Below are 25,731 nucleotides of genomic sequence, written 5' to 3'. Positions count from 1 at the left end.
GATCTGAGCGAACGGCTTTGGGCTGTCAGGTCAGGAGGCGTTGTTCCTTGGCGACCGATACGGCGGCGGCACGGGTTTCGACGCCCAGTTTGTCGTAGATGCGGCCCAGGTGGGTTTTGACGGTGGCTTCGCTGATATGGAGGGTGCGGGCGATTTCCCGGTTGGCCAGGCCGTTGGCGAGCTGGGCGAGAATGTCCAGTTCTCGGGGGTGAGGGTGGGTTGGGGGTTGCGGATGTGGGTGAGCATGCGGTTGGCGACGGGGGCCGAGAGGGCGGTTCGGCCTTGGGCGGCGGAGTGGACGGCGGTGAAGAGTTCTTCGGGGCGTTCGGCTTTGAGGAGGTAGCCGGTGGCGCCTGCGGCAATGGCGCGGGTGATGTCGGCGTCGGTGTCGTAGGTGGTGAGGACCAGGACGCGGGGGACGACGCCGGTGCGGGAGGTGATGCGGCGGGTAGCTTCGATGCCGTCCATATCGCCGCCCAGTTGCAGGTCCATGAGGATGACGTCGGGCCGTAGGCGATCGGCCAGGGCGACCGCCTCGGGGCCGCTGCCCGCTTCGCCGATGACCTCGATGTCGGGCGCGCTGGCGAGCAGGGCGCGCAGCCCGGCGCGAACCACCGCGTGGTCATCACAGATCACCAGGCGGACAGGGGGTTTCGGGGTGGTCACGGCGCCTCCAGCGGGATTGCGGCGGACACCACGGTGCCGTCACCGGGGGCCGATTCGATGGTCAGCGCGCCGCCGAGCTGGCTCAGTCGCGCGCGCATGGCGGGCAAGCCGTGACCGCGGTGGGGCGCACTGTCACCGGGCGCGGCCGGGTCGAAACCTCGTCCGTCGTCGGAGATGTCGAGCACCACCTGATCATCCAGGTAGCTGAGGGTCAGGACGACGGTGGTGGCGTGCGCGTGCTCACGGGTATTCGCCAACGCGCCCTGCGCGATTCGCAGGAGGGTCGCCTCGACGCGCCCCGGCAGGGTCACCGGATCGCCCTCGACGTGCACTCGCATGTCGATACCGCCCTCCCGGGCCGCCAGCGCACGCAGAGCGGCGGCCAGCGATCCGCCCGCAGCCAGTTCCGCGTGCGCCAGATCGTGCACGAAACGCCGTGCCTCCGTGAGGTTCTGCTCCGCCACACCGGCGGCGGCGCGGACATGTTCGCGGGCTTGCGACGGGTCGGGCTCCCAGATGCGATCGGCCGCCTGCAACAACATCCGCTGGCTGGACAGGCCCTGGGCCAGGGTGTCGTGGATTTCCATGGCGAGGCGCTGACGTTCGGCGAGGGTGCCTTCGCGGCGCTCGGTCTCGGCCAGTTCCCGGCGGGTGGCGCGCAGATCGTCGATGAGCGCCGCCTGCCGCCGGGTCTGCCGTTGCAGGCCGACGAACAGGGCGGTGCTGATGGCGGCCACAGCGGGCGGGGCGAGCAGCAGATTCGGGTCGGCCCAGCCCGCCAGCCGCAGCTGGGTGACCACCACCAGTGCGGTGAGCACGACCACGAGGCCCAAGGCGATGTGCAGGGGCAGGATGCGTAATCCCGTGTACAGCAGCGGGACCGCGCACCAGGCGAAGCTCGGGGCGTAGAGCACCAGCACCACCCAGACGAGCACCAGGAGCGCGAACCACAGCGGTCGCCGGGATTCGCGCAATTCGCTGATCACATACAGTCCGGCGAGGAGCGCGGACAGTGCGATCACCCATGGCGCGCGCGGACTTTCGTGATGGGCGATGAGGAAGCGCAGGACCGAGGCGGCCAGCAACACGTAGAACGCGCAGTGCACGATGGTGCCGAGCAGACGCGAATCGTCGCGCCCGGATGCGGTCGCCGTCATTCGCTCACCTCCTCGGGATCCGTTGAACTGGTCAAACATCCCCATTCTGCCGTGCGGGTCGAGCATCGGGATCAACCGATCGGATGACACCGCCGTCAACCGGACCGCGCCGCAGCCCCACCCGGTACGCCGATGGCAAACTCGCGGCTCGCCACCAGGCTGGAAGCATGAGCAGCACAGAGCAGAAGATGCCCACCCGGACCAAGGCCGTCATCGGCGGCGCGGTCGCGGCCGTGATCGCGGCGGGCGCCATCGGCGTCGTCTCCGTGAACGCCGAGAATCCGGACCCGGCCGCCCAGGCCCCGGTGGTGGTGGACGCGGCCGACGCCAATCTCCTCCAGTCCACCCATCTCACGATCGCGGCCGCCACCAAGGCCGCGCAGGCCGCGCTCGACGCCGCGGTCAAGGACAACCAGCGCGTCACCGTCGCCGTGGTCGACCGCAATGGCAATACCCTCGTGGTCCTGCGTGGCGACGGCGCGGGCCCGCAGTCCTACGACTCCGCTCAGCGCAAGGCCTTCACCGCCGTCTCCTGGAACGCACCCACCTCGCAGCTGGCCCAGCGCCTGAACTCCGCGCCCCACCTCGCCGACATTCCGGGCACGCTCTTCCTCGCCGATGGCGCTCCGGTCGATGCCAAGGGCGGCGCACCCATCGCGGACATCGGCGTCGCGGGCGCGCCCAGCGGTGATCTGGACGAGAAGTTCTCCCAGGCCGGGGTGGCCGCGCTGCAGAAGTAGCGGCTCAGCGGACGGGGTGGCGCAGGATGGTGCGCATGGTCTCGGGCTTGGACTTGGTCGGATCCGAGAGATAGATCTCGTGGTGCCGCCCGTTCATCGTGAGATTCCGGGCCGCCATGAACGCGTCCATCCTCGCCAGGGTCTCGGGTTCGTCGGCGTACGGCCCGAGGTACATGACCTGAATCGCCGCGCCCTCCGTGAGGGATTCGAAGACCACATCGCCGACCATGTCGGCGCTGACCACCTCGGGCATGCGAATCATCATCTTCCAGTGCCATTGATCGCGCGGAACGGTCAGCGGCGGCGCATCGGATTCCACCCACCACAGACCCTCCAGCTTGGGCACCACGAAGTCGTCGCCCGCGGCCTTGGCCAGCTTCTTGGCGCCGTAGGCCGCGCGGTAGAGCGAGGAGACCGCCTCGCTGTAGGCATCGCCGAGGGGTGCGCCGAAGCCGGTCGCGGTCACGTAGTTGTAGCTGTCATAGGTGCGCAGCACCGGCTCGCGGGGTGCGTCGTAGTAGTGCTTGTCGGTCTTCGCCAGATCGATCTTGGTCATAGGGTCTCGTCCTTCCGCTGTCGCATGGAACGAGATCGAGCCTGCACTCTCCTGTCAGGGGAAGGTCAACACCACGCCGGACCGGTAGCGCTCGCGGGCGGCGGAGCGCATGAGCTTGCCGCTGCTGGTCTTCGGGAGTTGATCGGGCATGGCCAGGACCAGGTCGCCGATGGCGAGGTCGTGTTCGCGCAGGACGGCGGCTCGGATGGCGGCGGTGATGTCCACGGGGTCGGCCGATTCGAGATGGTCGCGGTGGATTTCCTGGATGACGACCAGCTTCTCGGTCTCGGCGACCGGTATTCCGGGATCGACGCTCGCCATGGTGAAGGCGGCGCAGCCGCCGGTGCGCAGGCGGGGTGGGCCGTCTGGACGGTGTGCTCGATATCGTGCGGGTAGTGGTTGCGGCCGCGGATGATGATCAGATCCTTCAGGCGGCCGACCACGTAGAGTTCACCGTCGACGCGAATGCCGAGATCGCCGGTGCGCAGGTAGCGGTAGCCGGGCCGGTCGGGGCAGCGGGCCTGAAAGGTCTGCGCGGTGACTTCGGGAGTCTCCCAATAGCCTTGTGCGACTTGATCTCCCGACACCCATACCTCACCGACCCGATCCGGGGCGCACAACCTGCCGGTTTCCGGATCCACGATGCAGACGTCCTCGTTGGGGAGGGTGCGGCCCGAACTCACGAGCACACGGCTGGGCAGGTTCTCCGCGTGCGGATCCGTCGCGGGAACGACCCGGCCGTGCCGCAGGGCTTCGATATCGGCTTCGAGGGTCCGCGCACCGGCCCCGGGCACGCTCCCGGTGACGAGCAGCGTGGCCTCGGCCAGGCCGTAACAGGGATACAGCGACTTCTCGCTGAAACCGTGCGGTGCAAAGGTTTCCGCGAATCGGCCCAGCGTATCGGCACGCAGCGGCTCGGCGCCGTTGTAGGCGACGCGCCAGCTGCTCAGGTCGAGATCCGGCACACCGGCCAGTGCCGCGTGGGTGACACAGGCATCGAAGGCGAAATTGGGGCCGCCGCTGGTGTGGGCGCGGTAGCGGGAGATGGCTGCCAGCCACAGCAGCGGTTTGCGGATGAACGTCGAGGGCGCCATCAGGACGCAGGTGGCCCCGATATACAAGGGTTGCAGCACATTTCCGATCAGGCCCTGATCGTGGAAGAGCGGGGTCCAGCCGACGAAGGTGGAATTCTCGTCGTGTCCGAACGCCTGGCGGATCATCTCTTGATTGGCGGCGAGGTTCCCGTGCGAGACCATCACGCCCTTGGGGTTCGAGGTGGAACCGGATGTGTATTGCAGGAAGGCAAGGGAATCCGCATCGAGCGGCGTGGCATCGAAGCCGCCGTCGGCCGCTGGCAGGCCGTCGACGGCAAGCCAGTTCGGCGTCTCACAAAGGGGATCCAGTGCGGGCCGCAAGGTTTCGACCAGGCGGGAAACCGTCAGTACGGCCGTCGGCCGACAGTCGCGCACAATGGACCGCGTCGCCTCCTGCATCCGATCACGGCGCGGCGGCTGCACCGGAACCGCGAGCACCCGCGCGTACAGGCAGCCGAAATAGGCGACGATGAAGTCCAGCCCCTGCGGAAAGACCAGCAGCGCACGGTCACCGGGCACGCACGCCGACCGCAACAGCCCCGCGACGGTTCGCGCCCGCCGGTACAGCTCGCGATAGGTGAGGACATCCGCCTCCGCACCGCTCTCGTCGAGAAGGATGTAGGCCGTGCGGTCGGGCTCCGCGGCCGCCCGCTCCCGCAGCACATCCGGCAGTAGTGCGGGCCGCAGCAGCGCCTCCCAGCCGGGTGCGACGGTGCGGGTCGTCGGTGTGTTCGTCATCGGAACCTTCGGATCGCAAGGGGCAGGCGGCTCGGGCCACGGAGTATGAAACTGTGGTCCTGCCAGTCGATTTCGGTGGCAGTCGGTTCCACATCCGCGGCAATCAGGAGTTCGAGGGCGATCTCGGCCTGTAGGACGGCGAGCGATCCGCCGAGGCAGCCGTGCATACCGTGGCCGAAGGCGAGGTGGCCGCCGCCGGACCGGCCGAGATCGAAGACGTCGGGCCGCTCGAAGACCTCCGGATCGCGATTGGCCGCGCCCAGGCAGAGCAGCACCTGATCACCCGCGTGAATCCACTCGCCGCCGATCTCGACATCCCGGGTGGCAAGGCGTTTGGTGAGCTGGAGCGGGCAGTCGTAGCGCAGTGTTTCGGCGACTGCGGCCGGGATCAGATCGGGATTCGCGCGCAGCGCGGCCGCCTGGCCGGAATGCCGCAGCAGTGCGAGGACGGCATTGCCGATCAGCGATTTCGTTGTCTCGGTCCCGGCGACGAAGCACATGATGCTCAGCGCGGTCACCTCGTCGTCGGTCAAGGTGTCACCGCCCTGGGTGCGGGCGGTCACCAAACGGCTGATCAGATCCTCGGCGGGCGCGGAGCGGCGTTCGGCGATCACGGGGCGCAGGGTCTCGGTGAACCCGTCGATCGCGGCATTGACGTACGCCAGATCGGTGAACTTCAACAGCCCGGGTTCGAGCAGGAACCGAATGTCGTGCGTCCACGGCCCGACCTCGGCGTGGGCCGCGCGTGGCAGGGCCATCCATTCGCACAGGATCGCGATGGGCAGCGGTCCGGCGAAATCCGCTATGAGATCGAGGGATTCACCGCTCCGGCCGAGCAGTTCCGCCGCGATCCGGGTGACGGCGGGCCGCAGCCCGGTGACGGCGCGCGTGGTAAATACGCCATTGACCAGCGCCCGCAGGCGCGCGTGCTCGGGATTGTCGGTGAAGACCAGTGAGGTGCGGCCGAGCCGCTCGATCCGGCCGACCTCCCGCTGGCCGAATCGTTCGGTCTGAGCGCTGATCTGCTGCGGAATCAAGGCCGCGCTGAAGGTGCGGTCGTGCAGCACCACACGCACATCGGCGTGCCGGGTGAGCACCCACATGCCCACCGTCTTGTGCACCGGCCGCGCCTCGCGCAACTGCCGGTAGTGCGGATACGGATCCTGCCGGAATCCGGAACTGAAGGGGTTGAAGGTGATTCGGTTCGGATCCCGCGTCGCCCGCACCCTCACACCGCCCGCCGGAAGTGCCCGCGCCGATACGGGTGCAGGACGAGGCGTACCAGCCCGATCTTGCCCATCCGGAAACCGAGCGCCGACATGGTCAGATAGCGCAGGTACCGCTCCACCACCGCACCGCTCACGAGTCCGGTTGCCGCCGCACGCCGCTCCCGTAGTCGGCGCGCCCATTGCTCGCAGGTCCAGGCGTAGTCGAGCCGACCGTTCACGAGGGTGCGTACTTCGAAGATTCCCTCGGCGGCCGCAATGATCTCCGCGAGGGTCGGCAGGTCGGCCTCCGGGAAGACTTCCCGCTGAATGAACGAATTCGCGTGCCGCGGATCCGTATTCGCGTAGACGATGGTTTGCAGCGAGAGCGCGCCGTCCTCGGTGAGCCAGCCGCGGCAGCGTTCGAAGAACTCCGAGTACAGCCGGACCTTCTCGGCGGCCGTATCGCCGGGGCGGGCGAAATGCTCGAACGCACCGATGGAGATGATGCCGTCGAACCGCGTGTCCGGCTCGTAGTGCAGCCAGTTCTCGGTGCGCACATCGACGCCGGGATAGCCGCGGGCCGTGATGAATTCGGCCTGTGACGGGCTCAGCGTCAGACCGACCGACCGCGCCACGCCGTACTCCCCCGCCAGCCGCCGCAGCGTCGAACCCCACCCGCAGCCGATGTCCAGCACGGCCCGCGCATGCTCGGCCCGCACCGCATCGCAGTGGAATCGCAGCTTGTGCGCCTGTGCGAGTTCCAGTGTGTCGTCCGGATTCTCGCGCAGCGCACAGGAGTAGGTCATCGAGTCGTCCAGCCACAACCGATAGAACTCGCTGTCGACGTCGTAGTGATGCCGGATGGCGGCCGCCGCCGCGACCGTCCGGTCATCGGCCGGTGCGGTCATGGCCGTGCCGCGGTCCCGCTGTGGGCCTGAACGTATGCCGCGACGGCGGTGAGGGTCGGATGCTTGTAGAGCTCTTCCGGCGAGAGGTCGACGCCGTAGCGCTCCTCGACCTCCATGAGCAGCGCGACCGCCACCGCCGAATCGATGCCCAGCCGGTCGAAATCGGCGGCGGGATCGATATCCCGCGCCGGGAGCTCGAGCAGATCGGCCAGGTATTCCTGGCACCACAGGACAATGGCTTCTTGACTGGTATCCACGGGATTCCTCACTGTGTGCCGGACATGGTGCGTTATCGAATGCGCTTGGCTTCCATCCGGGCGGCGGACGGCATCTTCAGATCCCGGGCGAGCCCGAATACGGCGAGCGTCTTGATGAGCCAGTAGCCGGGATCGAGCCGGTACCACTGCAATCCGAAGGATGGTGATTCCGGGAAGGCGTGGTGATTGTTGTGCCAGGCCTCGCCGAAGGTCAGCAGCGCGAAAACGCCGCCATTGTGGCTGTTCTCGCGGGATTCGTAGGGCCGGGTTCCGAACATGTGCAGGAACGAATTGATCGCCCAGACAATGTGCTCGAGCACGAAGATCCGCACGAACCCGCCCCACAGCAGACCGCTCACCGCACCGGTCCAGCTCAGCGTCACCAGCCCGCCTATGATCGCGGGCACGAGCAGGCCGAGTCCTACCCACCAGTGGTACAGCCGCGAGATTCGCACCAGGCCGCGGTCTTTCAGCAGGTCGGGCGCGTAGTGCACGACATTCGGGTATTCGTGCCGCCGCATCCACAGGAAATGGGAATGCGCGAGCCCGCGCACCGTCCCGCGCCATCCGGAGCCGGACAGGTTCGGCGAATGCGGATCGCCCTCCCGGTCACTGAATTCGTGATGCCGCCGATGCAGCGCGACCCAGGAGATCGCCGGGCCCTGGCAGGCCATCGAACCCCAGACCGCCAAAGCCCCGGTGACCCACGGCGTGGCCTTGAACGTCCGGTGGGTGAGCAGCCGGTGATAGCCGACCGTCACGCCGAGCCCGGTGACCACCCACATGACGAACAGCAGCGCGAATTCGAGCCATCCGAACGGCCGCACCGGCAGGAACGCGAATGCCGCGGCGGTTCCGAAGAAGGGCAGCACATCGAACAGGAGGAAATGGCGCTGCTGCAATCGGTGGATGTAGGGGTTGCTGATGGTCTTCGCGGTCATCTCACCCGAGCTCCTCACGATTCGAAATCGAGTGCACCGCAAGGCTATCGACGGCGCATGGGGCTCGGGCCAGGCGATTGCCTATCCCAATGGTTCGATTCGGTCGGTCAGTACCGCGGATTCGCGCAACCGGTGCAGGCGCAGCGAGAGCTGGATTTCCAGGGCGCGGTCGGGGTGCTGCCAGTCCGCGCCCAGCAGCGCGGTGATGCGCTCCAGCCGCTGTGTGACGGTATTGACGTGGATGTGCAGGCGTTTGGCGCTGGCGGTGAGGTTGCAGCCGGTGGCGAAATACGTGTCCAGCGTGTGGATCAGGGGTGTGCCCCGGCGTGACTCGTAGTCGAGGACCGGTCCCAGGGTGGTGTCGAGGAAGGCGCCGACATCGGCCCCGCGGCTGAGCAGCAGGCCCACGAAGCCCAGGCTGTCCGCACCCGGCCGTGGTTCCCTCCTTGCCCAGCGCGATGAGCGCCTGGACGCTGCGTCGGGCCTCCTGATACGCGGGAGCGACGCCGCCGGGGAGCTCTACGGGACCGGAGCCCGCGATGGTGGCGGAAATACCCAGGGCGGTGGTCAATTCGCGAGATACCTGCTGCGCGGCGGCGGTGGCATCGGCGCCGGGCAGCAGGACGACGGTGTGCTCGCCACGAGTGGCCGCCAGGCCGTGGCGGGACAGCGCGTGGTCGGTGGTCCAGGCCGCGGGTCGGCGGTGCGGGCCGTGGTCCACGACCACCAGGACGTGCGGCTGGGCGAGGTCGATGCCGAGCAGGACGGCGCGGCTGTGCAAGGCTTCGCGATCGGGGACGCGGCTGCTGAGCAGATCGTCGAGCAGTTCGCCGCGGACCCGGCCCTCGGCCTCGGCAATGCTGCGGCGGAACAGCAGCAGCAGCGCGGTGACCAATGTGGCGCGCTCCAGAATGCGCTGATCCGAGCCGGACAGCTCCTCGGTCTGCTGCAGCACCATGGTGCACAGCGGTTCACTGCCCGCGCCCGCGGGTGCGGCCCATAGATCCCGTAGGCGCGTGGTGCGGCCGAGTTTTCCTGCCTTGCCGATGATTTCGGCGAGCAGACGATCATCGTCGAGTTGCTCGCGCGCACCGGAACCGGGCGGGTCGATGGCGGCCAGGCGGCGGCCCTCGGCGTCGAGCACCACCAGCGGGCTGCCGAGAATATCCGCGGCCACCCCCGCGACCTCGTTCACCCCGCCCCCGCGCACCACCAGATTGGTCAAGCGATCGTGGGCCTGGGCGGCGCGCTCCACCGTCATGTAGTGCGCGCGCATGGCCGCATTGGCCGTACTGAGTTCGGTGAGCGCGGAACGGGTTTCGGTGAGCAGGCGCGCGGAGTCCAGCGCGATGGTGGCATGAGCCGCCAGGCTGCCGAGCAGGGCGATCTCCTCCGGCGCATAGGGCCGCACGCTGCGATGCGAGGCGAAGAGCACGCCGATCACCTGATCGCCCAGCCGCATGGGCACACCCAGAATCGCGACCAGCCCTTCGTCTTTCACCGCGGAATCGATCTCCGGCGTGTGCTGGAACCGATCGTCGGCGAAATAGTCCGCGCTGCAATAGGACATCCCCGTCTGCGCCACCAGCCCACCCAGCCCCGCCCCCAATTGCAGCCGGGTCATCCAGAACTGCTGTGAGGCCGAACCATCGGTGACCCGCATATAGGTGTCGCCCCGATCCCGATCGGGCAGCGTCATATACGCGACATCCGCATGCAGCAGCCGCCGCGCCCGATGCACGATGGCCTGCAGCACCGCATCCACATCCCGCAGCCCCGCAAGGTCACTGGCGGTATCGAACAGCGCCGCCAACTCGGCCTCCCGCCGTGCACGCCGTTCCAACAGCGCACGCACCCGCAGGGCGGACAGTTTGGCGGATTCCAATTCGGCCAGGCACGCGGGCGAGACACCGGCGGCACGGGCCTCCAGCACCGGCGCCTCGAATTCCACGGCCGATGCCTCGCGTTCGAGCAATTCGAAGAATATCTCCCAGCTCGCCGCCGTATCCGGACGCGCCACACTGCCTCCCGCAATCACCCGATACAGCCGAACCCTAGGCCGCTCAACGCCATTCGGCGATGTGGCCATGCCACATATTCACCACCTCGAATATCCATCGACTCCACATACTGCGTGCCGCCTTCCTGCCGTAAGAGCGGATCCACCCAATGGTGACGCCCAACACATCCGCCGCACGCAATATGGCGCACCGCCACCTGGCTCCAGCTGCGCGCGGTGAACAGAATTTCCGGCATTTCCGCTCGAGGAGGAGTCCGATGCCCCCGCTTCGCCGCCTGACCACCCTGACCGCCGTCCTCACGGGAACCGCGGTGATCGCCGGATACGCCACGCTGCCCGCACCCGCCCAGGTGCGACTCGCGCAGTGCCGGGCGCCGCTGGTGCTGGGCGCGCAGACGCAGGTCTCCGCCTGCCTCGCCGATCTCACCACCGCCGGAACCGTCGCCTCCGGACACACCGTGCCCGCAGATTGGGCGGGCCTGCATCCGAGCGGAACCGAGAATCCGTCCGGGGTGCCGGGTACGCAGATCGACGGATACTTCCCCGATACCTCCACCACCAATGCCCATCACGGCTGGAATCACGACAGCCAGTTCGTGATTCGGCTGCCCGACGACTGGAACGGCGGGCTGGTCGTGGCGGGCACGCCCGGCAACCGGCGGCAGTACGCCAACGACTTCATCATCTCCGACTGGGTGCTCGCCCACGGCTACGCCTACGCCGCCACCGACAAGGGCAATACCGGGACCGAGTTCCATCGTGACGGCCTCGCACCCGGTGATGCGGTGGCGGAGTGGAACACCCGGGTCACCCAGCTGACCATTGCCGCGCAGACCGCCGTGACCCAGCGCTACGGGCGGCCCGCGGGCCGCACTCTCATGGCCGGGATCTCCAATGCGGGCTACCTGGTCCGCTGGCAGCTGGAGAACGCGCCGTGGCTCTACGACGGCGGCGTCGACTGGGAGGGCAGTCTCTGGCAGGCCGACGGGGCGAACCTGCTGAGCTTCCTGCCGTCCGCACTGCGCGGCTTCGCCGACCTCGACCGCTCTCCGAGTGCGCGAAACACGCTGCTGGAAGCGGGTTTCGATACCGCATCGGAACCACTGTGGGACTACCACAACACGGCCTACTGGGAACTTACGCAGCGGATGTACCGGCAGGAATTCGATCCGGCCTACACCGGATCCGATGCCGATTACGACTACGCCGCACGCCCCGCCGCCGTCCACGACGCCATGCGGCGGGTCTCGCTCACCGGCCGGGTCGAGCGCCCGCTCATCACCCTGCACGGCACCCTCGACACACTGCTGCCCATCGGCCGCGACTCCGATGTGTACGCCGCGCTGATCCGGGACGGCGGTCGCGAGGCCGCGCACCGCTAATACCGCATCGAGGGCGGAAACCACGTCGATGGCCTGTACGACCAGCATCCGAACCTGCTGCGCCCCATGCTGCCGTGTTTCCGCAGCGCCTTCGAAGCGCTCGAATCCTGGACCGTGACCGGTCAATTGCCTCCGCCGAGCGCGACGCTGCCGCGTCCGACCGGCGGTGACCTCGCCAGTACCTGTGCACTGCACGGCTGAGCGAGGCTCTCTCCCCGATGATGAGGAACCCTTATGAGATTCAGAGAAGTACTGGCTGCGGTGGCTGTCGCCACAGGATTATCGGTGACGGCCACGCCCGGGGTGTTCGCCGCCGTCCCAGCGCCCACCCCGGGTGAGCTACGCGGCCACGACATCGACTCCGTCTACGTCTCGGGCATATCGTCCGGCGGTTACATGGCCAATCAGCTTCATGTCGCTTATTCCGGTACCTTTTCCGGCGCAGGCATTTTCAGCGCGGGTCCGTACCGCTGCGCCGGTGATTTCGACTACGCCGTCCGCGCCCAGACCGGCTGTATGCAGAACGGTGCGCGCAAGACCCCCGCCGAGCTGGCCGCCGAAACCCGCACTCTCGCGACCTCGGGCAAGGTCGATGCCCCGGCGAACCTGTCCGGCGATCCGGTGTACCTCTACCACGGCACGAGTGATCAGACCGTGCTCGAACCGGTGAACAATGATCTCGCGACCTACTATTCGGAGTTCGGCGCGAACGTCACCTACGACAAGAGCGGTCCCGCGGGGCATGCCTGGGTCAGCCCGATCGGCCCGGTCGCGTGCGCCAGTACCGCCAGCCCGTTCGTCAACGACTGCGACAGCGATCCGGTCGGCGACATGCTCGGCAAACTCACCGGCGGCGTCGCTGCTCCGGCCGCCACTCTGGGCGGAAAGCTGGTCCAGTTCGACCAGAACGCCTACGCACCCGGCGGCAATGCCAATGCGATCAGCATGGACGCCAAGGCATTCGCGTACGTCCCGCAATCCTGCACCGACGGCGCCACCTGCACGCTCATGGTCGCCCTGCACGGGTGCAAACAGGGTTTCAGCTATCAGGGTTTCGGCGACGCCTTCATGAAGTACGCCTATCTGAACGAATACGCCGACACCAACGCCATGATCGTCCTCTACCCGCAGGCGATCCCGCTCAGCACCGCGAGCACCACCAACCCCAACGGCTGCTGGAACTGGTGGGGCTACGGCGGTGACGCCGCCTACGCCTGGCACGGCGGCAAGCAAATGGAATCGATCATGTCGATGGTCGCCGAACTCACCAGCGGCACAACGCCGCCCACCACGATCACCCCACCGACCACCACACCCCCACCCACGACCACCACCCCGCCGACCACCACGGATCCGGCACCGGCCTGCGTCACCGCCAGCAACTACGCGCACACCACAGCGGGCCGCGCCTACGCCGCGGGCGGCTACACCTACGCCAATGGTTCGAAGCAGAACCTGGGTCTCTGGAACACCTTCACCCAGAGCACGATCAAAGAAACCTCCCCCGGCTACTGGGAGAAATGCTGATCGACGACGACCGCACCAGGGGGCTGCCCCGGGCAGTCCCCCTAGCACTCGGGTATCAGGCCGGGATCGCGCTCCAGCGGGAGGCGCTCGTGCATCGCCGATTCCTAACGTCGTTCGCATGTCGAAGATCGAATCCGCCGCCCGCCGCCTCACCGTTTCCCTCACCGCCGCCGCCCTGGCGGTAGGCGCCACCCTGCTGGTCGCCGCCTCCGCTCAGGCCGCCCCCGCCGCCGAGCCGGACACCGTGAACTATGACTACTGCGTTGGCGCCCAGCTCATCCCGGGCACCGGTCCGAACGCGACCGACCGCACCTAGGGCTGGTGCCAGCCGGAGCCGGTGCTGTGGCCGCAGCAGCGAACTCAGTGCCCGTTCAATTCGCGATGCCAGAGCAGCTCGCTCATCCGCTCCACGGCCGTGGTCAGATGCCGCCGATAGGTGCTGAACGGCAGGCCCAGCAGCTCGGCGGCGACCTCCTGGGTGGGAGCGCCTTTGAGATAGGCGATGCTGACCGCCCGGTGCAGCTTCTCCCCGCCGCGTTCGCCCAGCAGGGATATCGCCGCCTCGGTCAGCACCTCGGACAGCCCCGCGACGCTTTCCAGCACGACCCGGCTGCGATTGAGCGGGTTGCCCGCCATCGCCGCCGGTTGCCGTAGCGCGCGCAGCGCCTCGCGGACGGCCGCGTCGAATTCCGGGCGGGACAGTACGACCAGCTCCCGGTGGCCGCGGATCGGGCCGTCGGCCATGGAGGAACCCGCGAGCATGGCATCGGTTTTGGCCTGTAGCCACGGCCCCGGCGGCTCCGCGCGCCAATCGTGGGCGAACAGCGCATAGCGATGACCGCCGACCGCGGGCGGTGCGTCGATCGGGTGATAGTTGATATCCGCGAGATGGCTGTCCCAGTACCCGTTGTCGCGCATCACGATGTACAACCAGGCCAGTCGGTCACCGCGGATCATCTCCCCGGTCGCCCGCCATTGCGCCAGGGTGATGGCGGCCGCGGCCTGCTGATAGGTCCCGGAATCGATGGTGAACCGCTCCAGCGCCAGATAGTCCCCCGACCGCAGCGGCTCGGCGGCGCGCGCATGGTTCCAGGCCGCCGCGACGACCGGATCGATCTCCAGCCCTTCGGGTTCGGCGAGTTCGAGCCAGGCCGAGAAGGCCACGGGTTCGCCGGTCTGTGTGGACAGATAGACCCGGAACCCCTCGGGATGGCGGTCGAGCCAGAAGGCCGCGATGGCCGCGGATTCCTCGCCTTCGAACCGCCGGACCAGCTCCAGCACCCGTTCGCGGTGCGTTTCCCGGTACGGATGGTCCGCGACCAGCCCGACCTCCCGCCAGACATTGAACTCCGACATCTGCCGATCGCTACGGAAGAGGAAGATCAGCGCACCGGTCGCTTGCAGCAACTGCGATTCCGGGACCGCGCGCAACTGTGCCAGCAGCAGTTCCCGCATCCGATTGTGCATATCGGCGAAGCCTTCCGGATCCCGCCACTTCAAATCCGCTTCGAGCGCTTCCCGCACCACATCCTGCGGGAACAAACCCGCATCGGTGGATTCGATGAATGGCTGCACCCGCAGCCACCCGAACAGTTCCGCCGCCTGCTCGCCGAGCAGCGACCGCAGCAGCGATTCGGAGGTGACATAGGCGTGCGCGCAGATCTCCAGCGCCTTGCGATGCTCGGGACTGGGCGTGGCACCGATGAGCCTGCCCAGCAGGGTCGCGATAATGTCCTGGCTCGGCTTCCAATCCGGCTTCGCCGCATCGTCTTTCACGGTCACCGCGGCAGCGAGGGCAAGGGCGAACGGGTTACCGCCGGTGAATCCGAGCAGCGCCGGTCGCGCACCGGCGGGCACCCGGCGCGCATCCAGGAATTCCGCGGCCTCGGCGGGCGCGAGGTTGCGCAGGGCGGTGACCCGGAGCAGTTCGGCCCACCCGGGATCGGAGGTCCGCAGCGGATCCGGCGCCGCCCGTCCGGCGATCACCGCGACCGCGCCCACCGGCAATCCCGGCAGGAACTTCTCCCACAACCAGCCTTCCAGGCCCCGACATTTCTCGAAGGTGTCGACCAGCAGCACCGCGCCCGGTTCGCTCATCGCGACCCCGGCTGCGGCCGTGAACCCCTCGGGGGTGGGAGTCACGGTGCGCCCGTCGATTTCGACGACCGTCCGGCCCGCCCGCTGCGCCAAGCTCGCGAATCGCCGCAGTAGCGAGGACTTTCCAATGCCGCCCGGACCGTGCAGGAAGTGGACCGGATGCGCGCCGTCCCGCCCCGTCAGCGCGGTCTCGAACTCCGCCAGTTCGCCGCGGCGTCCGACGAAGGCCCGGTCCCGGCGCGCGGCCAGGCTCTGGGCAAGCATTTCCTGTCCGGCGACCATCGCGCTCATGCTACCGATGCCGACCGGCGCGGCGCCTCGGCGAGGAAGCCGCGCCGGGTACCGGCGGCGCCGTCGACGAGGATCCGCCGGTGCAGGTCGGCCAGCGCCGATCCGGGCTCGATGCCCAGCTCACGCACCAATTGCCGCCTGGTGCGCTGGTAGACGGTCAGGGCCTCGGCCCGCCGCCCGGCCGCGTGCAGGGCCGTCATCATGAGCGCGGCCAGCCGTTCGCAGTGCGGGTCCGCGCCCCGCAGGGATTCGATCTCCGCGAGCGCCCGGTCGTATTCCCCGGCCACCACCGCGACCTCGATCGAACTCTCCTGCAAGGCCCGGTGCAGCCGCCGCAGCCGCGCGCGCTCGATCGCGGCCCACGGTCCGGGCACGCCGATCAGCGGATCCCCGCGCCACAGGTCCAGGCCCGCGCGCACTTCCGCGGCCGCCACCGCCACCCCGCCGGAGCCGAGCGCGATATGCGCCGCGTCGCCATGCCGCTCGGCGATCCGGGCGTCGATGCCGATCGGCGCCGCCAGCCGGTAGCCGCCGTGCACCGAGCCCACGATATCGGTGCGGCCGGTATGGGCGGCGAACTGCCGCCGTATCGAATACACGAAGTTGCGAATCGTCCCGATGGCCGTGCCCGGACTGTCGTCCCAACCCCACAGCCCCTCGATCAGTTCGTCGAACGACAGCGCGCGGCCCTCACCCAGGGCGAGCATGCCCAGCAGGGCCTGCTGTTTCGGCGGCCGGATGGCCACCGTCGTCGCGCCGATTCGCACCTCGACCGGTCCGAGCACCGAAAGCTGCAACATCCACATTCCTCTCCAGCGCTTGTCCCGACGTCCCGAGTCCCAGGACCGGACCGATGGTTGCCGCACCGACTGCTCACTTCCCAGACCATTCGACTGCTCAGCACTGCTCGAAACCACCGCGCGGCGTCCGCAGTGAACCCGGGACCGCCTTGCCGCCGTAGTACGGGTGACGAGATGGGTTGTGCGCCCGTCGATGAGGGATGGAGATCCGAAAGATGAGTTCAGCCAGACGATTCCAGCGTGCCGCAGCGCCGTTCGCGGCATCCGCCGTCATGCTCGCGGGCCTGCTGAGCGCCTGTGGCGGCGGCGAATCCGGCGAACCGGCGGGAGCCGCCCCGGCGGCCCCGACCACCGCGGCGGTCGCGACGGCGGCGGCAGCGGCGACCACGCCCGGCCAGAACCCCGAGGTCGCCAAGACCCAGGGCTGGCTGAAGATCTACAGCGGCGTCGCCCCCGACGGCGCCAATGCCGTTCAGCTCAATGTCACCAGCGATCAGAAGATCGGACAGTACGTGTCCGACGGCACGGGCCGCTCGCTGTACCGGTTCGACAACGACACCGCGAATCCGCCGGTCTCCAACTGCGCCGGGCAGTGCGCCGCCACCTGGCCGCCGCTCACCGTGGCCCGCGATCAATCGCTCTTCGCCTCGGGCGTCGATCCGCAACTCGTCGGATTCATCGAGCGCGCCGACGGCTCCTGCCAGATCACCGTCGGCGGCTGGCCGGTCTATTACTTCTCGAAGGACACCAAGGCGGGAGATCTGCTCGGCCAGGGCGTCGGCGGCACCTGGTTCGCGGTGTCCCCCACCGGCGGCAAGACCGGATAGTCGCGGAAGTCGCTAGGCCGCAACGCCTTTGATTGCCGAGGCGAGCTCGACCCGGCTGGTGACGCCGAGCCGCGGATAGATGCGGTAGAGGTGTGAGCCGATGGTCCGCGGTGAGAGATAGAGCTTCTCGGCGATCTGCCGATTGGTGAGCCCCTCGGCGGCCAGGGTGGCGATCTGCAATTCCTGCGGGGTGAGCTGATCGCGCACAGTGGCCGCGCGCCGGGTGCTGGTCTCGCCCGCGGCGCGCAGTTCGCCGCGGGCGGCCTCCGCCCACGGGTCCGCGCCGAGCGCATCGAAGGTGTCGCGGGCCGCGCGCAGCGGTTCCCGCGCCTCGGCCATCCGCCGCAATCGGCGCAACCGGCAGCCGTGGTGCAGTTGCAGCCGGGCGCGATACAGCGGCCAGGAGCCGACGAGACCGTTGAGGGCCTCGGCGTAGGCGGCGTCCGCGGCGTCGTCGTCGGCGAGCACCGCACGGCTGTAGGCATCGACGACGCTCAGCATCGGGGCGGGCAGCCGCTGCGCCAGGCCCGGTAGTTCCGCAAGCAATTGCCTTGCCGCATCGGTCTTCTCGGAGGCCACCGCGGCATCCGCGAGTTCGGGCGCGATCCACCAGCGCCGCATGGGGTGGCTGACCGGATCGGCCGGATCGTAGACGCGCCGCAGGGCCGCGAAGGCATCGTCGGGGCGTCCGGCCAGCAGGTGGATCATGCCGCGGGTCTGCTGGGCCGCGACCTGTATGCAGCGCATACCTGTGGCCAGCGGACTGACGCTGATCTCACGCAGATGGTCCTCGGCGACCTCGGACTCGCCGCGCAGCGCGGCGATCATGGCCAGGTTGGTGCGCCCGGCGACCAGGTAGAACTCCTCACCGGTCTCCTCGGCGAAGGCTCGCGATTCCTCGGTCTCGGCCCGGACCGTATCCCATTCGCCCAGCCAGATGCGGCTCCAATTGCCCGCGCCCAGAATGCCCGCGAGCAGGCCGAGCCGTCCCTGATTGCGCCCGATGCCCGCCGCGGCGTCGATATAGGCCGAGCCGCGGCGGAAGTCGCCGAGGAACAAGGCGGCATAGCCGAGATACCGCATGGCGTCGGCATCGGTGCGGTCCGGCGTCAGCCGTGCGAGCTGATCGAGCACCTCCGGCCCGCGATCCCACGGCACCGTATAGGCGTCGATGGCCAGTCGGCGCGGATCCTGCGCGGGCAGTGCGAGCGCGTCGAGCTGGGTGGCGATGGCGGTGCGCGCCGTGGCGGAGGCGTCCTGGAAGAAGCAGCGAGATGCCGCCCGCCACAACAGTTCCGCCGCGAGATCGGTATCGCCCGCGCGGTGCACGTCCGCGGCGATGCCCACCAGTTCGTGCATCCGGCTCTCCGGGTCGAACTGCCCGAAGGCGATGACCTCCTGCACACCGGCCAGGCGCGCCCGCTCGGTCGGCCCGAGCGCACCGAGATCGGTGCGGTCGACGAGATCCTGCGCCTCCCGGCGGGCGCCGGTCTCCGCAGCGAGTTCCGCGGCATACAGCAGCAGTGCGGTGGTGCGCTCGGGCCGCTCGGCGAGCTCGGCGGCGCGGTGCAGGGCGGCGACGGCGGCCATGACCGCGCCCCGGGCCCGGGAGCGTTCCGCGTACTGCTCGAGCTGGGCGGCGAGGTCGTCGTCGGCGCCGAGGGTCGCCGCGGCCCGATGCCAGAGTTGCTTGTCCGGGAAGTCGGCCAGCAGCTCGGCCAGGCGGGTGTGCGCGTCCAGCCGCTGAGCCAGCGGCGCGCGGGCATAGATCGCGGTGCGCATCATGGGATGCCGGAATCGCATTCCCGCGCCCGATAATTCGACGAGGCCGATATCGATGGCCTCTTGCAGATGCGCGGTGGTGACCGGCGCTCCGGCGACCTCGGTGGCGGCGCGCAGCAGCCGCCGCAGATCGCAGGTGACATCGGCGGCGAGGACCACCAGCAGCGTGCGCGCCGCCGGGCCGAGCTCGGCGGAGCGGGCGGCGAAGGCCGCCTCCAGCCGGGTGGTGAGCGGGAATTCCTCGACCGCCCGCTCGGCCGCCGCGGACCGCAGCGCACGCGGAAGTTCGGTCAGCGCCAAGGGATTTCCGGATTCCTGCGCGAGCAGTCGCTGCCGGACGGTGGTGGTCAGCGCGGGCGCCTGGGCGGCCAGCAGTTCGGCGGCGGCATGCTCGCCGAGCGGTTCGACGACGAGCTCGGGCAGTCCGGCCCGTTCGGCCGGATCACCGTGCCGGGCCCGGGTGGCGGTCGCCACGAGCACCGCGTCCTTCCCCACCCGGCGGGCCACGAAGCTCAGCACGTCGGCACTGCAGCTGTCGAGCCAGTGCAGGTCGTCGACGATCAGCACGATCGGCCGCACCGCGGCGGCCTCGCCGACCAGTTGCAGCACGGCCAGCGCCACCGAGTACAGATCCGGGGCGCCGTCCTCGAATCCCAGTGCCGCGCGCAGCGTGCGCTGTTGTGCCAGCGGCAGTTTCGCGACCTCGGACAGGAGCGGATGCAGCAGCTGATGCAGGGCGGCGAAGGGCAGGCCGGTCTCGTTCTCGACGCCGATGGCGGAGAGCACGCTCAGCCCCCGCGCGATCCCCGCGTCGCGCACCGCGGCCAGCAGCGCCGATTTCCCGATGCCCGCATCGCCGCGCAGCACCAAGGACGATCCGTTCCCGCCCGCGGCGCGGTCGAGCAGGTCGGTGAACACCGCCAGATAGGGCTCGCGCCCGATCAGTCCGCCGGACCCCGACGGCGTATTCGCCAGAACGTCGCTGGAGACGAATGCCGGTACCGCAATCTCGCTGCTCACTCCCGAAGAGTGGCAGAGGTATTGCCGTTTCACAACGGGAGGACCGGGCCGACTCAGTCATTGCGGGGTGCCGTTCGGTCGTCGATGCAGTCATCCATGCAGTCGTTCGACGGATTCGGCGAGGGTGCTCGGATTCGTAATTTCATTGGCATGACATCGACATTCACCACCACCGACGGCGCCGAGATCTTCTTCAAGGACTGGGGAACCGGCCAACCGGTCGTCTTCAGCCACGGCTGGCCGCTCAATGCCGACGCCTGGGACGAGCAGGCCCGGCTGGTCGCCGAGAACGGTTTCCGGGCGATTGCTCACGACCGCCGCGGGCACGGCCGCTCCACCCAGACCTGGGACGGCAACCATATGGACCGCTACGCCGACGATCTCGCCGAACTCCTCGAGCATCTCGATCTGCGCGATGCGGTGCTGGTCGGCCACTCCACCGGCGGCGGCGAGGTCGCCCGCTATCTGAGCCGCCACGGCAGCGCCCGGGTCTCGAAGGCCGTACTGCTCGGCGCGGTACCGCCGGTCATGGTGCAGTCGGCGGCCAATCCCGAAGGCACGCCCAGAGAGGTCTTCGATGCCATTCGCACCGGCGTCGACTCCGACCGCTCGCAGTTCTACTGGGATCTGAGCGAAACCTTCTACGGCTTCAACCGGCCCGGTGCGGCGGTCTCGGAGGGCGCGCGCCGCGCATTCTGGCGGCTGAGCATGCAGGCCGGGATTCGCGCCGCCTACGAATGCATCACCCAGTTCTCCGAGACCGACTTCACCGAGGATCTGCGGCGCATCGATGTGCCGGTCCTGGTGGCGCACGGCGATGACGACCAGATCGTCCCGCTGCACGACTCGGCGGTGAAATCCGCCGCGCTGATCAAGAACTCGACCCTGCGCGTCTACCCCGGCGCACCCCACGGGCTGTACGGCGAGTTCCGCACCGCCTTCGAGGCCGACCTCCTCGAGTTCCTGAAGCACTGAATCCAGCCGTCCCCCATGTCGCACAACCCGCACAGCACAAAGGAATCCGTCATGCGCATCACCAATTCCGCCAAGATCGCAGCCATCGCCCTGGGCCTCACCGCGGCCGTCAGCACCGCGGGCTGCGCCTCCGCCGAACCGGCCCCGGCCACGCCGACCATCGTCCTCGTGCACGGCGCCTTCGCCGAATCCGCCAGCTGGAACGGCGTTATCGAGCGCCTGAACCAGCAGGGGCTGACCAGCATTGCCGCCGGTAATCCGCTGCGCAGCGTCCAGGGTGACGCCGACTCGGTGCGCGGCGTGGTCTCCGCCATCGACGGCCCGGTCATCCTGGTCGGACATTTCTATGGCGGCCAAGTCATTTCGCAGATCGACGATCCGAAGGTGAAGGGCCTGGTCTACGTCGCCGCCTTCGCCCCGGAGGAGGGCGAGACCATCGGCGAGCTCTCCGGCAAGTTCCCGGGCAGCACGCTCGGCGAGACCCTGAACAAGGTGGCGCTGCCCGACGGCACCACCGACCTCTACATCCAGCCCGCCAAGTACCAGCGCCAGTTCGCCGCCGATGTGCCCGATGCGCAGGCCGCGCTCGACGCCCGCACCCAGCGCCCGCTCAACGACACCGCGCTCAATGGCAAGTCCGGGGCGCCCAACTGGAAGAAGCTGCCGTCCTGGTTCGTCTTCCCGGATGCCGACTACAACATCCCGGTCGCCGCGCACCGGTTCATGGCCGAGCGGGCGGGCGCGCGCGCCGTCGTCGAAATCCCGGGCGCCTCACACGCGCTGACGGTGTCGCAGCCCGAGGCCGTGGCGAAGGTCATCGCCGACGCCGTCGACGGCGTCGCCTGATTCACAACGCCCTGCTCACACACCCCGCGCCCGCCGTATCGCGTGGACTCGCCACGCGGTGCGGCGGGCGCGCGGCGGTCGGTGAGCAGTTTCTGGTCTGGCAAGTGAGCTCCTTTCGAGCCGACAGTCTCCCCAGACCCCCTCCGAACAGTCGAAAAGGAATCATCATGGCAACCTCCAAGACGAGCCGGGCACTGCACGCAGTGGTGCTCGGCGATGGCCCGACCGGTTTGACGGCGGCCCTGCTGCTCGCCCGCGACGGCCATCGGGTCACGCTGCTGGACAAGGACTCCGGCGGACCCGGCGGCGACGCCGAGAGCGCCTGGGACCAGTGGCGACGGCCCGGAGTCGCCCAGTTCCGGCATCCGCACATCATGCTGCCGGGCGCCTACCGGCTGCTCGCCCGCGAACTGCCCGATGGCGTGGCCGAACTCCGGCTGCTGGGCGCGGCGCCGCACAATATGCTCGACGGCGCCTTCGATCTGCCCGCCATCGGCGGCCGGGTGGACGGTGACGAGCGGTACGGCACCCTCACCGCACGCCGCCCGGTCATCGAGGAAGGGCTCGGAAAAGCCGCCGCGCTCAATGGAATCGCCATCCGCCGGGGCACCCCGGTCACCGGATTCCTGACCGATGCCACGCCGGTCGACGGGATTCCGCACGTCACCGGCGTCGTGACCGCGTACGGCGAGACCATTGCCGCGGATCTGGTCGTCGATGCCCTCGGCCGCAATTCCACCGCGGCCGCCATGCTCACCGAGGCCGGTGCGGCCGCCCCTGACAACGACAAGCACGAGACCGGATTCCTCGCTTACAGCCGTTATTTCCGCTCCGCCGACGGCTCGCTGCCCGCCCAGCCCGCCTGGCCGGTGTATCACCACGACGGCCTGTCCATCGCCTCCGTTCCCGGTGATGCGGGCACCTGGGCGCTGGCGGTATTCGTCTCCGGCCCCGACCGCGCCATGCGGGGGCTGAGCGATCCGGAGGCCTGGCAGCGCGCCATGGCGCTGTATCCCGATACGGCGCACTGGGCTTCGTACGGCGAACCGATCACCGGGGTGCTCGCCATGGCCAATATGGAACCCCGACGGCGGCGGCTGATCGTCGGCGGCCGACCGGTGGCGACCGGGTTGCTGTCCATCGGAGATGCCTGGGCGACAACCAATCCCACCTTCGGCATGGGAATCACCATGGGTATGACGCACGGCCTGCTGCTGCGAGAGACGTTGCGCGAGGTCGGCATCGACGATGCGGAGAAGCTGGCGCTGCGCTTCGACGAGGTCACCGGCGCCACGCTCGGCCCGATTTACGAGGCCTCCGCCGGATGGGATGCGCACCGGCTGGCCCAGATCGACGGCGAGATCGCCGGAATCCCCTATGCGACCGACGATCAGGACTGGGCGCTGCGGCAGGCGGTGGAGGTCGCCAAACTGCGGGATCCGGAGGTGCTGCGCGCCTTCGCCGATATCGGGTCGCTGCTGACCGGACCGGACGAGGCGCTGGCGCGCCCGGGTGTGCTCGATCGGATCATCCAGCTCGGCGCGGGCGCCGCCCGCTACCCGGAGCAGGGTCCGCCGCGCGCGGAGCTGCTCGCCGCGATGGGAGCGAACTGATGCGTATCGGCACCAATGGCGTGGCCCTGCACGTCGAGGTCAGCGGGTCGGGTCCGGATGTACTTCTGGTGCACGGCTTTCCGGACACCCACGCGGTCTGGCGGCATCAGGTGCCCGCGCTGAACGCGGCCGGGTACCGCACCGTCGCACCCGATCTGCGCGGCTTCGGGGCCTCGGACAAGCCCTCGGAGCTGAAGCAGTACGAGCTCGAACAGTACGTCGCCGATCTGGTCGGCATCCTGGACGAACTGGGCATCCGGCGTGCGCACGTCGTCGGCCACGATTGGGGCGCGACCCTGAGCCAGCTGCTCGCCGCCCTGCATCCCGAGCGGGTCGAGAGCCTCACCATCCTCTCGGCGGGGACCCCGGCGGCGGTCCGGGACGCGGGACTGCCACAGCGCGAGAAGTCCTGGTACTTCCTGTTGTTCCAGTTCTCCGGCATTGCCGAGCGCTGGCTCGCCGACAACGATTTCGCCAATGCCCGGGAGTGGCTGGCCAGCCATCCGGACCTGGACGAGGTCATCGAGCGGCTGCGTGATCCGCGCTCGCTCAGCACCAGTCTGGGCCTGTACCGGACCGGTGCGGGACCCGAGTTGCTCATCGACATGCCCCCGCTCCCGCCGGTGCCCGCACCGGTCATGGGCGTGTGGAGCAGCGAGGACTTCTGCCTCACCGAGCGGAACATGCTCGGCACGGAGAAATACGTCGGCGGTTCGTGGCGCTACGAGCGCCTCGACGGCATCGGCCACTGGCTACAGCTGGAGGCCCCCGACCGGTTCAACGAGCTGCTGCTCGACTTCCTGTCCACGCTCTGACAACTGGAAACGCCGCAACCCGCAGGTCCTCGACCTGCGGGTTGCGGCGTTCCGGGTTCATCTCACCGGCTCGGCCGAGCCCTCTGTGTCGTTCAGCTTCGAATTGCGGTAACCGAAGCCCAGGTACAAGGCCAGGCCCAGCAGCAGCCAAGCAATGAAGCGCACCCAGGTGATCACGTCGAGGTGGCTGATCAGCCAGAGCGAGAAGGCGATTCCGATGAGCGGGACGACGGGGACCCACGGGGTGCGGAAGGCGCGCTCGGCGTCGGGGCGGGTCTTGCGCCGACGGATGACGCCGAGGGCGACGACGATGAAGGCCATGAGGATGCCGACATTGGTGAGTTCGGCGGCTTCGCGAATGGGGAGGAAACCGGCGATGAGGGCGGAGACGATGCCGACGGGCCAGATGACGCGGGTGGGGACCTTACGGCGTTCGCTGCTCTTGCCGAAGTAGGAGGGGAGCAGGCCGTCGCGGCTCATGGCGAAGCCGACGCGGGTGACGGCCAGCATATTGGCGAAGGCCGAGGTGGTGACGCCGACGACCGCGCCGACCGCGATGACCAGGCCGAGAATGCCCATGCCGACGGTGTCGAAGGCGCTGAAGAAGGGGGCGGACACATCGATGTCGGTGTAGTCGACCATGCCGACGATGACCAGGCAGACCAGCAGGTAGACCACCGAGGCGATGCCCAGGCTGATCAGGATGGCCTTGGGCATGAGCTTCTTGCCGTCCTTGGATTCCTCGGCGGCGGCGCTCATGGCGTCGTAGCCGTAGACGGCGAAGAAGGCCAGGGCGGCGCCGGAGACCGCGCCGCCGACGCCGAAGGGGAAGAACGGGGTGTAGTTACCGGCCTTGATGTGGAAGGCGCCCGCGATCACCACGATGGCGACGATGAGCATCTTGAGTGCGACGAGTCCGGTTTGCACGCGGGCGGATTCGCGGGTGCCGCGGGAGAGCAGGTAGGCCAGCAGCAGGCACAGCACCAGGGCGAACAGATCGACCTTGCGGCCCTCGCCGGTGCCCGGCGCGCCGAGCGCCCAGGTGGGCAGGTCGAATCCGATGTAGTGGGTGATGTAGTTGAGGTAGCCGGAGACCGCGATCGCGACCACCGAGACGATGGCGGTGTACTCCAGCAGCAGATCCCAGCCGATCATGAAGCCGATGATCTCGCCCAGTGCCACATAGGAATACGTGTAGGCGGAACCGGCCTTGGGGACCATGCCCGCGAATTCGGCGTAACACAGGCCCGCCGCGCACGAGGCCACAATGGCAATGGCGAACGAGACCAGCACGGCCGGGCCGGACACCTCATTGGCCACCACACCCGCCAGCGAGAACACGCCCGCGCCGACCAGTCCGCCCAGGCTCAGGGCGACCAGCTGCCACAGGCCCATGCTTTTCTTGAAATCACCGGTATCGGCAGTGGTGACGGGCATTCGCCGCATCACCCCGCTTCTGGTCACGGGCGGA

At 68.7% G+C, this 25,731-nt stretch carries 21 protein-coding genes and 1 pseudogene; 9 read left to right on the top strand and 13 right to left on the bottom strand.

Features of this window, described 5'->3' with window-relative positions; all coding sequences use genetic code 11:
* Window positions 1–25 precede the first annotated feature (25 nt).
* Together NC4_RS06985 and NC4_RS06980 are read right to left on the bottom strand one after the other, a co-directional pair.
* Window positions 26–666, bottom strand: a pseudogene (locus NC4_RS06985) (response regulator).
* A complete protein-coding gene (locus tag NC4_RS06980) occupies window positions 663–1,823 on the bottom strand; it encodes a sensor histidine kinase (protein WP_067534027.1) in 1,161 nt (386 codons plus the stop codon). Before NC4_RS06980 ends, NC4_RS06985 begins: the two are co-directional and overlap by 4 nt.
* 167 nt (window positions 1,824–1,990) lie before the next feature.
* Here NC4_RS06980 and NC4_RS06975 point away from each other — a divergent pair, with 167 nt between their 5' ends.
* Window positions 1,991–2,563 carry a GlcG/HbpS family heme-binding protein gene (locus NC4_RS06975; protein WP_067534024.1) on the top strand — a complete coding sequence of 191 codons (573 nt, stop codon included), beginning with the start codon at window positions 1,991–1,993 and terminating at the stop codon, window positions 2,561–2,563.
* A gap of 4 nt (window positions 2,564–2,567) precedes the next feature.
* Here NC4_RS06975 and NC4_RS06970 read toward each other — a convergent pair whose 3' ends face one another.
* The 7 genes from NC4_RS06970 to NC4_RS06940 all read right to left on the bottom strand — a co-directional run bounded on the left by NC4_RS06970 (window position 2,568) and on the right by NC4_RS06940 (window position 10,285).
* Window positions 2,568–3,119 (bottom strand): GyrI-like domain-containing protein, encoded by a 552-nt coding sequence (locus tag NC4_RS06970; RefSeq protein WP_067534021.1) that lies wholly within the window; start codon window positions 3,117–3,119, stop codon window positions 2,568–2,570.
* 65 nt (window positions 3,120–3,184) lie between these two features.
* Window positions 3,185–4,951 carry a fatty acyl-AMP ligase gene (locus tag NC4_RS06965; protein WP_245721535.1) on the bottom strand — a complete coding sequence of 589 codons (1,767 nt, stop codon included), beginning with the start codon at window positions 4,949–4,951 and terminating at the stop codon, window positions 3,185–3,187.
* Window positions 4,948–6,177 carry a cytochrome P450 gene (locus NC4_RS06960; RefSeq protein ID WP_067534018.1) on the bottom strand — a complete coding sequence of 410 codons (1,230 nt, stop codon included), beginning with the start codon at window positions 6,175–6,177 and terminating at the stop codon, window positions 4,948–4,950. Before NC4_RS06960 ends, NC4_RS06965 begins: the two co-directional genes overlap by 4 nt.
* Before the next feature lie 2 nt (window positions 6,178–6,179).
* Window positions 6,180–7,067 (bottom strand): SAM-dependent methyltransferase, encoded by an 888-nt coding sequence (locus NC4_RS06955; protein WP_067534015.1) that lies wholly within the window; start codon window positions 7,065–7,067, stop codon window positions 6,180–6,182.
* On the bottom strand, window positions 7,064–7,324 hold the full coding sequence (locus NC4_RS06950) for an acyl carrier protein (protein WP_067534012.1): 261 nt from the start codon (window positions 7,322–7,324) through the stop codon (window positions 7,064–7,066). The genes NC4_RS06955 and NC4_RS06950 overlap by 4 nt, the downstream gene beginning before the upstream one ends.
* Before the next feature lie 32 nt (window positions 7,325–7,356).
* Window positions 7,357–8,265, bottom strand: a complete 909-nt coding sequence (locus NC4_RS06945) for an acyl-CoA desaturase (protein ID WP_084528641.1) — start codon at window positions 8,263–8,265, stop codon at window positions 7,357–7,359.
* A 1-nt stretch (window position 8,266) separates the two neighbouring features.
* Window positions 8,267–10,285 carry a helix-turn-helix domain-containing protein gene (locus NC4_RS06940; RefSeq protein ID WP_218020942.1) on the bottom strand — a complete coding sequence of 673 codons (2,019 nt, stop codon included), beginning with the start codon at window positions 10,283–10,285 and terminating at the stop codon, window positions 8,267–8,269.
* Window positions 10,286–10,542: 257 nt separating this feature from the next.
* On the opposite strand from NC4_RS06940, the gene NC4_RS06935 reads away from it, so the two are divergent.
* The 3 genes from NC4_RS06935 to NC4_RS06925 all read left to right on the top strand — a co-directional run bounded on the left by NC4_RS06935 (window position 10,543) and on the right by NC4_RS06925 (window position 13,510).
* Entirely contained in the window at window positions 10,543–11,667 is a 1,125-nt protein-coding gene (locus NC4_RS06935) for an alpha/beta hydrolase family protein (RefSeq protein WP_218020935.1), read from the top strand.
* Between the two features lie 285 nt (window positions 11,668–11,952).
* Window positions 11,953–13,194 carry an extracellular catalytic domain type 2 short-chain-length polyhydroxyalkanoate depolymerase gene (locus NC4_RS06930; RefSeq protein ID WP_169814739.1) on the top strand — a complete coding sequence of 414 codons (1,242 nt, stop codon included), beginning with the start codon at window positions 11,953–11,955 and terminating at the stop codon, window positions 13,192–13,194.
* Between the two features lie 118 nt (window positions 13,195–13,312).
* Window positions 13,313–13,510, top strand: a complete 198-nt coding sequence (locus NC4_RS06925; RefSeq protein ID WP_067534006.1) for a hypothetical protein — start codon at window positions 13,313–13,315, stop codon at window positions 13,508–13,510.
* Window positions 13,511–13,554: 44 nt separating this feature from the next.
* Here NC4_RS06925 and NC4_RS06920 read toward each other — a convergent pair whose 3' ends face one another.
* Window positions 13,555–15,582 (bottom strand): ATP-binding protein, encoded by a 2,028-nt coding sequence (locus tag NC4_RS06920; protein WP_084528636.1) that lies wholly within the window; start codon window positions 15,580–15,582, stop codon window positions 13,555–13,557.
* Entirely contained in the window at window positions 15,579–16,382 is an 804-nt protein-coding gene (locus NC4_RS06915) for an AfsR/SARP family transcriptional regulator (RefSeq protein WP_169814738.1), read from the bottom strand. The genes NC4_RS06920 and NC4_RS06915 overlap by 4 nt, the downstream gene beginning before the upstream one ends.
* Window positions 16,383–16,597: 215 nt before the next feature.
* On the opposite strand from NC4_RS06915, the gene NC4_RS06910 reads away from it, so the two are divergent.
* Complete coding sequence (locus NC4_RS06910; protein WP_067535859.1) at window positions 16,598–17,209, top strand: hypothetical protein; 612 nt, start codon at window positions 16,598–16,600, stop codon at window positions 17,207–17,209.
* A 12-nt stretch (window positions 17,210–17,221) separates the two neighbouring features.
* On the opposite strand, the gene NC4_RS06905 is transcribed toward NC4_RS06910, so the two are convergent.
* The gene (locus NC4_RS06905) at window positions 17,222–20,011 is read right to left on the bottom strand and encodes an AAA family ATPase (RefSeq protein ID WP_157554348.1); all 2,790 of its coding nucleotides are present in this window, start codon (window positions 20,009–20,011) and stop codon (window positions 17,222–17,224) included.
* 150 nt (window positions 20,012–20,161) lie between these two features.
* On the opposite strand from NC4_RS06905, the gene NC4_RS06900 reads away from it, so the two are divergent.
* The 4 genes from NC4_RS06900 (at window position 20,162) to NC4_RS06885 (ending at window position 24,260) form a co-directional block, all read left to right on the top strand.
* Window positions 20,162–20,986: an alpha/beta fold hydrolase gene (locus NC4_RS06900; RefSeq protein WP_067535851.1), complete on the top strand. Its 825-nt coding sequence runs from the start codon at window positions 20,162–20,164 to the stop codon at window positions 20,984–20,986.
* Between the two features lie 51 nt (window positions 20,987–21,037).
* Window positions 21,038–21,832, top strand: a complete 795-nt coding sequence (locus NC4_RS06895) for an alpha/beta fold hydrolase (protein WP_067535848.1) — start codon at window positions 21,038–21,040, stop codon at window positions 21,830–21,832.
* A 167-nt stretch (window positions 21,833–21,999) separates the two neighbouring features.
* Window positions 22,000–23,445 (top strand): NAD(P)/FAD-dependent oxidoreductase, encoded by a 1,446-nt coding sequence (locus NC4_RS06890; protein ID WP_067534000.1) that lies wholly within the window; start codon window positions 22,000–22,002, stop codon window positions 23,443–23,445.
* Window positions 23,445–24,260, top strand: coding sequence for an alpha/beta fold hydrolase (locus NC4_RS06885; protein WP_067533997.1), 816 nt, complete (start codon window positions 23,445–23,447; stop codon window positions 24,258–24,260). Before NC4_RS06890 ends, NC4_RS06885 begins: the two co-directional genes overlap by 1 nt.
* Before the next feature lie 57 nt (window positions 24,261–24,317).
* Here NC4_RS06885 and NC4_RS06880 read toward each other — a convergent pair whose 3' ends face one another.
* Window positions 24,318–25,697: an amino acid permease gene (locus NC4_RS06880; protein WP_245721534.1), complete on the bottom strand. Its 1,380-nt coding sequence runs from the start codon at window positions 25,695–25,697 to the stop codon at window positions 24,318–24,320.
* Between the last annotated feature and the right edge of the window lie 34 nt (window positions 25,698–25,731).

It is taken from the genome of Nocardia crassostreae, from assembly GCF_001613405.1.
Classification (GTDB): domain Bacteria; phylum Actinomycetota; class Actinomycetes; order Mycobacteriales; family Mycobacteriaceae; genus Nocardia; species Nocardia crassostreae.
Note: the sequence above shows the minus strand (reverse complement) of the source record. Positions and strands in the feature narration are given on the sequence as shown.

What these genes read in the sequence shown, in the direction of transcription:
- NC4_RS06980 (WP_067534027.1), bottom strand. Translation starts at nt 1,823, where the DNA reads ATGACGGCGACCGCATCCGGGCGCGACGATTCGCGTCTGCTCGGCACC.
- NC4_RS06975 (WP_067534024.1), top strand. Translation starts at nt 1,991, where the DNA reads ATGAGCAGCACAGAGCAGAAGATGCCCACCCGGACCAAGGCCGTCATC.
- NC4_RS06970 (WP_067534021.1), bottom strand. Translation starts at nt 3,119, where the DNA reads ATGACCAAGATCGATCTGGCGAAGACCGACAAGCACTACTACGACGCA.
- NC4_RS06965 (WP_245721535.1), bottom strand. Translation starts at nt 4,951, where the DNA reads ATGACGAACACACCGACGACCCGCACCGTCGCACCCGGCTGGGAGGCG.
- NC4_RS06955 (WP_067534015.1), bottom strand. Translation starts at nt 7,067, where the DNA reads ATGACCGCACCGGCCGATGACCGGACGGTCGCGGCGGCGGCCGCCATC.
- NC4_RS06945 (WP_084528641.1), bottom strand. Translation starts at nt 8,265, where the DNA reads ATGACCGCGAAGACCATCAGCAACCCCTACATCCACCGATTGCAGCAG.
- NC4_RS06935 (WP_218020935.1), top strand. Translation starts at nt 10,543, where the DNA reads ATGCCCCCGCTTCGCCGCCTGACCACCCTGACCGCCGTCCTCACGGGA.
- NC4_RS06925 (WP_067534006.1), top strand. Translation starts at nt 13,313, where the DNA reads ATGTCGAAGATCGAATCCGCCGCCCGCCGCCTCACCGTTTCCCTCACC.
- NC4_RS06920 (WP_084528636.1), bottom strand. Translation starts at nt 15,582, where the DNA reads ATGAGCGCGATGGTCGCCGGACAGGAAATGCTTGCCCAGAGCCTGGCC.
- NC4_RS06915 (WP_169814738.1), bottom strand. Translation starts at nt 16,382, where the DNA reads ATGTTGCAGCTTTCGGTGCTCGGACCGGTCGAGGTGCGAATCGGCGCG.
- NC4_RS06910 (WP_067535859.1), top strand. Translation starts at nt 16,598, where the DNA reads ATGAGTTCAGCCAGACGATTCCAGCGTGCCGCAGCGCCGTTCGCGGCA.
- NC4_RS06900 (WP_067535851.1), top strand. Translation starts at nt 20,162, where the DNA reads ATGACATCGACATTCACCACCACCGACGGCGCCGAGATCTTCTTCAAG.
- NC4_RS06895 (WP_067535848.1), top strand. Translation starts at nt 21,038, where the DNA reads ATGCGCATCACCAATTCCGCCAAGATCGCAGCCATCGCCCTGGGCCTC.
- NC4_RS06890 (WP_067534000.1), top strand. Translation starts at nt 22,000, where the DNA reads ATGGCAACCTCCAAGACGAGCCGGGCACTGCACGCAGTGGTGCTCGGC.
- NC4_RS06885 (WP_067533997.1), top strand. Translation starts at nt 23,445, where the DNA reads ATGCGTATCGGCACCAATGGCGTGGCCCTGCACGTCGAGGTCAGCGGG.
- NC4_RS06880 (WP_245721534.1), bottom strand. Translation starts at nt 25,697, where the DNA reads ATGCCCGTCACCACTGCCGATACCGGTGATTTCAAGAAAAGCATGGGC.